We start from the raw sequence: 8,496 nt of genomic DNA, 5'->3' as shown, positions 1-8,496 counted from the left end.
GTCTAACTTTTTTGTTGCACTTCAAAATCGGTATCGGTGGAACGATCTTTTTGATTCAATTACGTCCGGATTATACCGCGTACTTCTCAATAATGGCCGCCAATACTGAAGCAGCCTTATCACTGCCGGTCTTGGCAGCATAATACTGGCCAAACCGCGGATCAGCTGTGTACATTTGTGCCAATCCTTTGTGGGCTTCCGTCGAATAGGTCGGCCACGTGAACTGCAACCACGCTTTATGCAAAGAAAATACCTGCTGTGCCTCTGGTGAATCGATCTGGCCGCTTTGGATCACCGCCTTGAGCAGGGTCAGCATCTTGCTTTCCGTGTCCTGCATCGCATTGTAATCTGCCTCGCTTAATCCTGCGTACTGCTTATTGGCCGCACTCACTTTTTCTTCTCCATACTTTTCCCGAATCTCGGAACCGAATTGCACATCGTTTTCCTTGATCTGTTTTTCTTTGAATGCCGCAAACTTTTCTGTATCCGACATATGATTACCTCCTCGTTTGAGTGTTTTATCTAGCGTTGTGAGCAAGTGGTCCAGACGATCCCGTTCTGCCAGAATCCGCTGGCGTTGATCCAGTAATGCGGCTTGCTGTGTAGCCAGCGGCGCATCCAAAATTTTCTGAATCGTCGCCAGAGGCACGCCGAAAAGCCGGAGAAAAAGAATCCGTTGTAATCGGTCGACTTGCACTGTGGTATATTCCCGATAATCGTTCGTTGAATTACGCTGTGCCGGCAACAGCCCAATCGTGTCGTAATACCGCAATGTGCGTGTACTGACGCCGGCTAAAGCGGCCAGCTGTTGAATTGTATAAGCCATCGAATCGCCTTCCTTTCCTGCTCACTGAATAGACTACGGGTTGCCGTTACGGCAAGGTCAAGACAAAACTGAAACTTTTTTGCACCACTGCAAAAAAAACCCAAAACATCAGTCGATGCTTTAGGCTCCCGCACATTTTCATTTATTTTCGCAAAACTTCCTGAATGGCCTCCGCCAACGGTGTCAGCGGTCGGCCCAGGACATCCGATAAGTCCGTTGTATCTTCAGCCAACACCCCCGCGCGAATCATCGCTTGAGTCGCTGTCATAAACTGTGCCAACCGAGGATTCATGCCGGCTTTGACGAGACGATCAGTAAATTCATCGTCCGTCACGGCGAGAATCGGAAACTGTCCGGGAACAGCCTCAGCCAGTTCCCGATAAGTCCGCGCCGCCCCAGCAAATTCATAGATTTCTTTGGGATCCATAGCCGCTAAAACCCGTGCAGCGGCTTCGGCATATTCCCGTTCCAGGGCATAACCAGCCTTGCCCTCACCGGCCGAATAGACGAACGGTTCGCCCGCGGCACCTGCGCGCAGGAAATCAGCTTCGTTTTCTAAATACCAATTATTTCGCAAAAACGAATGCGCCAAACCAGCAGCACTGATCGCCTGTTCAGTCTCCCGGTGGTCTTTGGCCAACGGCACTGTCGCGGTATCGGCGTGCGGGAAACTGGTGTAGGCAATATATGATACACCAGCCTGCTTGGCGGCATTGATGATATTCTGATGTTGCTGAATCCGCGGCAGGACCCGACTAGGAATGGATGACACAAATAATAATCGATCCACACCCTGTAATGATGCCGCCAATGCCTCGGGTTGGGCATAATCACCTGGCCGCACGGTCACCCCGGCCGGCACAATCTCGGCGGCCTTCTCCGTATTCCGGGCCAACGCGACGATATTTTCAGCGGGCACTAATTCTGCCAATGTCTTTACAGCCACCCGGCCAAACCGGCCAGTGACGCCTGTTACTGCATATGTGGTCATCGCAATGCCTCATTTTCTCAAACTTCTGATTGAGTGATCATTCTACCGCATGACGCGGTTTTTAGGGTCGTAGAAGTTTCGCCGATCAATCGATTAGAGAAACTTTTTGCCAAACCACTTGCTGATAAAGTTGGCGGCCACGGCAAATACCAATAACGCAATCACTTCCACAATCAATGTGACGTTTTTATCCAAGCTCAGCCACTTGGCCGCCTGAATCGTCAGCAGCATCCCGGCGACAAACACCAGGGTGAAGACAACAGTGACTGTCGCCGCAGGGCGCTCTTTTTTTGGATTATTTTTCGGTGTATTCATAATAATGATTTCTCCCTTTCGCATGGTCCACCCATGTGCTAGTCCCATTTTACCTTATCGGCGTGTTTCCTGACACCGACTGTTATAATGATGGAGTCGAATTCATCGTCAGAAAGGAAAAACGCTATGTCTTCCCGTCCTCGTCATCCTGCCCGCACAATTTTGTTAGGGGTGCTCAGTGCTTTTGGGCCATTATCCATGGATATGTACCTGCCTGCTCTGCCCGAAGTCGCCAGTCAGTTGCACACCACCAGCGCGGCGGGCCAATTGACCATCACCAGCTGTATCTTCGGTCTCGCCGCTGGCCAAATTATTGTCGGTCCGCTAAGTGATCGCTGGGGAAGAAAGCTGCCGCTGCTCGCTGGTGTGGCCCTTTTTACCCTTACCAGTTTCCTTATTCCGTTCACCACCAGCATCTGGCCATTAATTATTCTCCGCTTATTTCAAGGTATCGGCGGCTCCGCGGGACAAGTGTTGTCCCGCGCAGTGGCCCGCGATCTGTTTAGCGGACCGCAACTGGGCCGCTTCCTAGGAATTTTGATGTCCATCAATGGTATCTTTCCGATTATTGCACCCCTGCTCGGCGGGGCTGTCTTGAACTTCACCGATTGGCGCGGCGTTTTTGTGATTTTAGGGGTCACCGGACTCGTCCTGTTTCTGTGGACATTGTTCGGCCTGCCCGAAACACTGCCTAATGAAAAGCGCACCACCACTGGATTTGCCGCCTTTACCCAGATGTCTGGCTTGCTGAAAGACCGGCCTTTCATGGGCTATATGCTCAGCCAAGGTTTTGTGTATGGCGCCCTTTATGTGTATATTTCCGGATCAGCCTTTGCCTTCGAAACTGTCTTTCACTTTTCACCCCAATTGTTCAGCATCATTTACGCCGTCAATGGTGCCGGGATGATCGTCGCCACACAATTGGCGGCCCGTAATTTAACGGATCGAAATGGTGATCGGATTCTCAGAGGTAGTATCCTAGCCGCCGCTTTGGCCAGCACCTTGCTCTTATTCGCCATCCATCAATGGCCCAGCGGGATACTCCTGGCCGCTGGTTTGGTGATCATTATTTCGCTGGTCGGTGCGGTCAACACCACGGCCACCACCCTTGCCTTGGGGAATGAGGCCCGCCACGCCGGTGCCGCCAGTGCCCTGCTCGGCCTCGGGATGAATGCCATTGGCGGACTCATGTCGCCCGTCGTGGGCCTTTTCGGCACCCACAGCAGCCTGCCCATGGTAATGCTGATCATGCTGTGTGAATGGGTCGCCTTCATTTTGCTGATCGGACTCACCCATCAGAAATCACAATAGTCATGCCTGCCCGGATAGATTTTAAATCCGGGTATTTTTGTGCAACCTTTCCGACCAATCCACCACTAATAAGAGAAAGGAGGGGACGGCCGTGGATATGTTGACGCAACATCGGTTAATTCGCCGGGCCCAGCGCGGTGATCCAGATGCCTTTGCGACACTAATGACCGATATGGCCGAGTACCTGACCCGCACCGCTTATCTGTACCTGGCCGATGCCCACGATGTCCAAGACGCCATCAGTGCGGCGACGCTGGCGGCGTTCCAGGCTTTGCCGCAACTCAAACAGCCCCGCCATTGGCGTACTTGGATCACCCGGATCTTGATTCGCCAGTGTTATGCCCGTTACAAAGTAAAAGCCCACGAGATTTACGCCCAAGAGCACCTGCCAGAACCGCCGGCGGACACGGGTCAATTGACCACCGAGGAAAAAATGGACCTGCTGGCCGGCTTGCGGGAAATCAACCAGGCCCATGCGCTGACGCTGATGATGTTTTATTACCATGGCCTGTCGATCAAGGAAATCAGCGCTCTGCAAGACAACCCCGCCAACACCGTTAAATCAAATTTGCGCCGCGGCCGTCAAGCCCTGCGCGATTGGTTAGGAGAGGACTACTTATGACACCAGATGATCAAAAATTCCATGATTTTGTCGATCGGGTTAACACCCCGTCACCCACAGATGTGGCCCAGACCCGCGCCACCATTCAAAACACCCTCGCTCAAATCACCCCGGCTCCCCACCAACGCCGCATCCGCCCTTGGCAAATCGGGGTACTCACGGCAGTCGCCGCCCTATTCTTGCTGACTCTCGGCGGCATCTTCAACCCCGCGATGAACGAAGTGTTTGCTAAAGCACCCGTGGTCGGACAGTTCTTTGCGCGCTTCACCGATCCAGACCGCCTCAGTGTGGTGGTGGAAAACAACGGTGGCGGTCAACATGTCACTGGCCAGTCCACTGTCAACGGGGTCACCATTAAATTAGACTCAGCCTATTTGGAAGGCCAAACCGTCGGCGTCACCGGCACTGCGACCGGCATCAAAGCCCGAAAAAACGAATGGTTTAACTTACAGCTGGCTAAATCAGCCCCTGCGAGCTTCGAGCAAACAGCGATGGATGTCCGCGCGATTAATCAGGATACCTACCGTTTTTCGTTCTTCGGTCAATTAGACGCCGTCGATAGTCGGAAGCCTGTCACGCTACCCATCACCATCAGCCGCTTCGTCGGTCATCCGGGCCCGTGGAAATTCAATCTCAAGTTAACGCCTAGCCGCGCCGTCAACACCGCCATCAGAGGCACCGCGCAGCTGCCATACCAAACCAAATTAGCGCTCACGCAATACACCCGTTACTCTGGCGGCACCGCCCTATTGACGATGAATCTCACCTTGGCAGACAAAGATACGGACGTCAGTGTCCTCTCGATCAAGGCCGCCGCAGACAACGAAGAACGTCTGCTGAATGCGACCCCCATTTACCAAAACGACACGCACGATGGTCAACAGAATCCGATTGTCGGCTACCGCATCAAACAACTCCCGAAGAATACGAAACAACTCAATATCAGCGGCAGCGTGAATGACAAGAAATACAATGTCACCGTGCCAATTCAATAGGTGTTACCAAAAAAGAAAAGCCAACGCGTGCTTTTCCTTTTTTGGGTTCTTCTGATCTCATTGTTGCACCAGCCGGTACCCCACGCCGATATAGGTTTGAATAAAGTGCAGCGAGCTGGCCGTCGGTTCAATCTTGCGCCGCAATGTGGCCACGGCCACCCGCAGAGACGACGTATCCGATGTGCTCTCTTCGCCCCAAATTTTAGTGAGCAGATAGTGGTGGGTCAAAACCTTGTTCGCATTATGGGAAAACTCAGCCAATAATTGATATTCGATGGCCGTGAGATGGATGACCTCACCCCCCAGCGTCACCGTCCGGGTATCATAATTGATCCGCAACGGCCCATTCTCATAAGTCGCACTGGGTTGTTGGTCCGTCGTTTGCCGCAAATACCGATTCCGCCGCAGGGCCACCCGAATCCGTGCCAATAGTTCATCCACTGAGAAGGGCTTGATTAGGTAATCATCCGCCCCCAGATCCAAGGCATTAATCTTGTCGCTTTCTTCACCCCGGGCCGAAATAACAATAATCGGTGTGACACTTTTCTCCCGGACTTGCTGAATGATGACGGTGCCGTCGATATCTGGCAGACCAAGATCCAGCAAAATTACTTCAGGGCGATAACTATTGATCAATGTTTCGGCCTGACTGCCATTATGGGCCCATTCGTTACCATAATCGTTAGCCGTCAAAGCCATTTGGACCAACTTACCGACTTCGGTATCATCTTCTACGAGTAAAATCTTATGCTGTTTGATGGCTACTCACCTTTTTTCTGCTGATAGCGTGGTAACGTGAAATAGAATGCCACTCCGCGCGGTTCGATGTTGTGCACGCCAATCTTGCCGCCGGCGGCCTGGATGATCGTTCGACATAAGGCCAACCCAATACCCATGCCGTGGCGCTGATTAGTTTCTTGATGCTTGCTATAGAAAAGATCAAATAATCGTTTCTGTTCATCCGCCGGAATGTGCGGGCCGTCATTCTCAATGGTGAATAACACATGCTGTCGTTCACTGCGGGCAGTCACGGTGATGTGTGAACCGGCAGGTGTATATTGAATCGCATTATTCACAATGTTGATCAACACCTGCACAATGAGTTGCGCATCGGTATCGACCATCAATAAATCATCACTGACATCAGTCTTGAGCACATGCTGCGTAGCCCGCGGATTCACATGGGCCAGCGCTTCACCCACAATATCAGTGACCAGTTCCGGTTCCCGCTGGATAGTGATTTTACTCTCTGTAAAGCGAGTCATCGCCAATAGATTCTCCACCATCCCCGTCAACCAGACGGCGTCATTGTAAATAGATTGATACAAACCGTGGAGTTGGTCTGGCCGCAACCGGTCGCTTTGATGCACGAGCATATCGGCATTTCCTGAAATCGTCGTCAAAGGCGTCCGCAAATCGTGAGAAATTCCGCGCAATAAATTAGCCCGCGTCGTTTCCTGATGCATCAATTCCGCCACCCGCTTCTTTTCGTTGGCCTCTTGCACCCGCTGAATCGCCAATACGCTGGTGTCAATGATGGACGTTAACAAATTCCGGGTATAAAAATCAATGGTGGCCGTGCCCTGCATCGCAATCCCTAACACAGCCACCGGCAATTGTGCACTGGTACCGCCAATCGGGATATACAGGCCAGCAGAGCGAGGCAGCGTGTCCGTGTGCCAGCCGGCTTCTTGATTGTTTTTTAAGGACCATGCCGCCACCGCCCGTTCGTTGGCATTAAAGTAAGGCGCCAAAGGGTCGGTGGATGCCTCGGGTAATTGAAAAGGCACACCCAGTTTGCCCGCTTGGCGCGGATACACAAAGACATCCCGGTTCACCAAACGCTGGATATGGGTACCAATAATCACGAAAATGTCCGCCAAATCTTGTGCTTTCTCTAACTCATGGCTAGCATTCAAAAGGAGTTGCGTACGTTGCGCCTGTTGAGCTTCATTGGCCGCTTGCCGCCGTAAGCGGGTAGTCCAAGAACCGCTGACCAGACCAACCACGGCCATAATGGCAAAGGTGAGCAGATTATCTGGGCTGCTGGCCAGTGAACCATACGGTGCCGTGAAGAAATAATTAAATAGTGCCACCGCGACGATGGCGGCCGCCGTACTGGCGATCCGGCCAACGGTGACCAAGGCACTAAACATCACGCCAAGGATGTAAATCAAAATAATATTCTCAACAGCGATGTGGAACAATGACATCGCCATTCCCACCCCAGTACAGACGGCTAAAATAGCCACTGTCCGCACGGCATCCTGCCAATAAACTTGGGGCCATTGCCACCGTTTACGCCGATGCTTTGGCCGCAGATGCGGAATCACATACTTATCCACATCCGGCAAACTCTGGTTCAGTTGATCCACGATACTGCCCCGATAGCGCAATCGATTAAACAGTGACATGCTGCCGGCCCCAAGAATCAACTTGGAGATGTGATTATTTTTGGCATATTCCGCAATCAGCTCGGCCCGCTGGTCACCATACAATACCGTGACGTGCATGCCCAGTTTCTCGGCGAGCTTAATATTCTCCATGACTGGCGCCGATGGTTTCTCACCGGCCATATGCCGTGAAATATACAGTGCGGTGATATTGCCCGAAAAGGCGTGGGCCAGCTGCATGGCTGACCGTAACACCGTTTTACTGGTATCAGACCCTGAGAAGCAGACCAATAGATTCTCGGTGGTGGTTTCCTTGCGGGTCGCCAACCGCATGGTCATCCGCCGCAATGCAATTTCCCGCAATGACGTTAGGGTCTTCAGAGTGAAAAAGTGCTGCATGGCTTCTTTCGCCATTGCCGGTCGATAAATCTTACCCATCTTGAGTCGTTCTAATAGGTCTTGGGGGTCTAGATCCACCAGTTTGATTGCATCGGCCTGATCAAAGAAATCATCCGGTACTTTTTCCCGCACATGAATGTGGGTAAAGCCTTCGACAATATCATTCAGACTTTCCAGATGCTGAACATTCATGGTGGTGTATACCGAAATACCCGCAGTGAGCAGTTCCTCCACATCTTGATAGCGTTTCTGGTGCAGCGTCTGATCCGTGTTGGTGTGGGCCAATTCATCCACCAGCAAAACCTGGGGGTGCCGGGCCAAAGCGGCTGGCAGATCAAACTCGTTAACGGTCATCCCCTTATATTGCCGGGTCTGCGGTAGTCGCTCCAGGCCCTGCACCAGTGCCAGTGTTTCCGGCCGGGCCAAGGGTTCCACATAACCCACCACGACATCAATGCCGCGATCCTGCAATTGATGGGCTTCTTCAAGCATTTGATACGTCTTGCCCACACCGGCAGCGTATCCGAAGAATATCTTTAATTGTCCCCGCTTCTTCACTGAAGTTGGTGTTGGTTGTGTATCATCCATTCGTTTTCCACTCCATTGATTGATATTCTCACCATAGCACAAAGACAGCAGGAACG

8 protein-coding genes are annotated in these 8,496 nt (G+C 52.1%); 3 read left to right on the top strand and 5 right to left on the bottom strand.

From position 1 onward, the window contains the following. Nucleotides 1-70: 70 nt before the first annotated feature. The 3 genes from FD09_RS14230 to FD09_RS14220 form a co-directional block, all read right to left on the bottom strand. Complete coding sequence (locus FD09_RS14230) at nt 71-826, bottom strand: MerR family transcriptional regulator (protein WP_057822362.1); 756 nt, start codon at nt 824-826, stop codon at nt 71-73. 142 nt (nt 827-968) lie between these two features. Further along, nucleotides 969-1,817 (bottom strand): NAD(P)H-binding protein, encoded by an 849-nt coding sequence (locus FD09_RS14225; protein WP_057822361.1) that lies wholly within the window; start codon nt 1,815-1,817, stop codon nt 969-971. A 93-nt stretch (nt 1,818-1,910) separates the two neighbouring features. Beyond that, on the bottom strand, nt 1,911-2,132 hold the full coding sequence (locus tag FD09_RS14220) for a hypothetical protein (RefSeq protein ID WP_057822360.1): 222 nt from the start codon (nt 2,130-2,132) through the stop codon (nt 1,911-1,913). A gap of 126 nt (nt 2,133-2,258) precedes the next feature. On the opposite strand from FD09_RS14220, the gene FD09_RS14215 reads away from it, so the two are divergent. The 3 genes from FD09_RS14215 (at nt 2,259) to FD09_RS14205 (ending at nt 5,060) form a co-directional block, all read left to right on the top strand. Beyond that, a complete protein-coding gene (locus FD09_RS14215) occupies nt 2,259-3,443 on the top strand; it encodes a multidrug effflux MFS transporter (protein ID WP_057822359.1) in 1,185 nt (394 codons plus the stop codon). Between the two features lie 97 nt (nt 3,444-3,540). Next, complete coding sequence (locus tag FD09_RS14210; RefSeq protein WP_235812309.1) at nt 3,541-4,065, top strand: sigma-70 family RNA polymerase sigma factor; 525 nt, start codon at nt 3,541-3,543, stop codon at nt 4,063-4,065. Continuing rightward, entirely contained in the window at nt 4,062-5,060 is a 999-nt protein-coding gene (locus FD09_RS14205) for a DUF4179 domain-containing protein (protein WP_057822357.1), read from the top strand. The genes FD09_RS14210 and FD09_RS14205 overlap by 4 nt, the downstream gene beginning before the upstream one ends. Before the next feature lie 57 nt (nt 5,061-5,117). Here FD09_RS14205 and FD09_RS14200 read toward each other — a convergent pair whose 3' ends face one another. Together FD09_RS14200 and FD09_RS14195 are read right to left on the bottom strand one after the other, a co-directional pair. Further along, nucleotides 5,118-5,804, bottom strand: a complete 687-nt coding sequence (locus FD09_RS14200; RefSeq protein ID WP_268873299.1) for a response regulator transcription factor — start codon at nt 5,802-5,804, stop codon at nt 5,118-5,120. Between the two features lie 17 nt (nt 5,805-5,821). Continuing rightward, entirely contained in the window at nt 5,822-8,440 is a 2,619-nt protein-coding gene (locus tag FD09_RS14195; protein WP_057822355.1) for a sensor histidine kinase, read from the bottom strand. Between the last annotated feature and the right edge of the window lie 56 nt (nt 8,441-8,496).

Source organism: Schleiferilactobacillus perolens DSM 12744 (assembly GCF_001435585.1).
Lineage (GTDB): Bacteria > Bacillota > Bacilli > Lactobacillales > Lactobacillaceae > Schleiferilactobacillus > Schleiferilactobacillus perolens.
The sequence above is the reverse complement of the archived record's forward strand: the minus strand, read 5'-3'. Positions and strand labels throughout refer to the sequence as shown.

Excerpts from the sequence above, each read along its gene's own strand:
- FD09_RS14230 (WP_057822362.1), bottom strand. The coding sequence starts at position 826 with ATGGCTTATACAATTCAACAGCTGGCCGCTTTAGCCGGCGTCAGTACA.
- FD09_RS14215 (WP_057822359.1), top strand. The coding sequence starts at position 2,259 with ATGTCTTCCCGTCCTCGTCATCCTGCCCGCACAATTTTGTTAGGGGTG.
- FD09_RS14205 (WP_057822357.1), top strand. The coding sequence starts at position 4,062 with ATGACACCAGATGATCAAAAATTCCATGATTTTGTCGATCGGGTTAAC.
- FD09_RS14225 (WP_057822361.1), bottom strand. The coding sequence starts at position 1,817 with ATGACCACATATGCAGTAACAGGCGTCACTGGCCGGTTTGGCCGGGTG.
- FD09_RS14220 (WP_057822360.1), bottom strand. The coding sequence starts at position 2,132 with ATGAATACACCGAAAAATAATCCAAAAAAAGAGCGCCCTGCGGCGACA.
- FD09_RS14195 (WP_057822355.1), bottom strand. The coding sequence starts at position 8,440 with ATGGATGATACACAACCAACACCAACTTCAGTGAAGAAGCGGGGACAA.
- FD09_RS14210 (WP_235812309.1), top strand. The coding sequence starts at position 3,541 with ATGTTGACGCAACATCGGTTAATTCGCCGGGCCCAGCGCGGTGATCCA.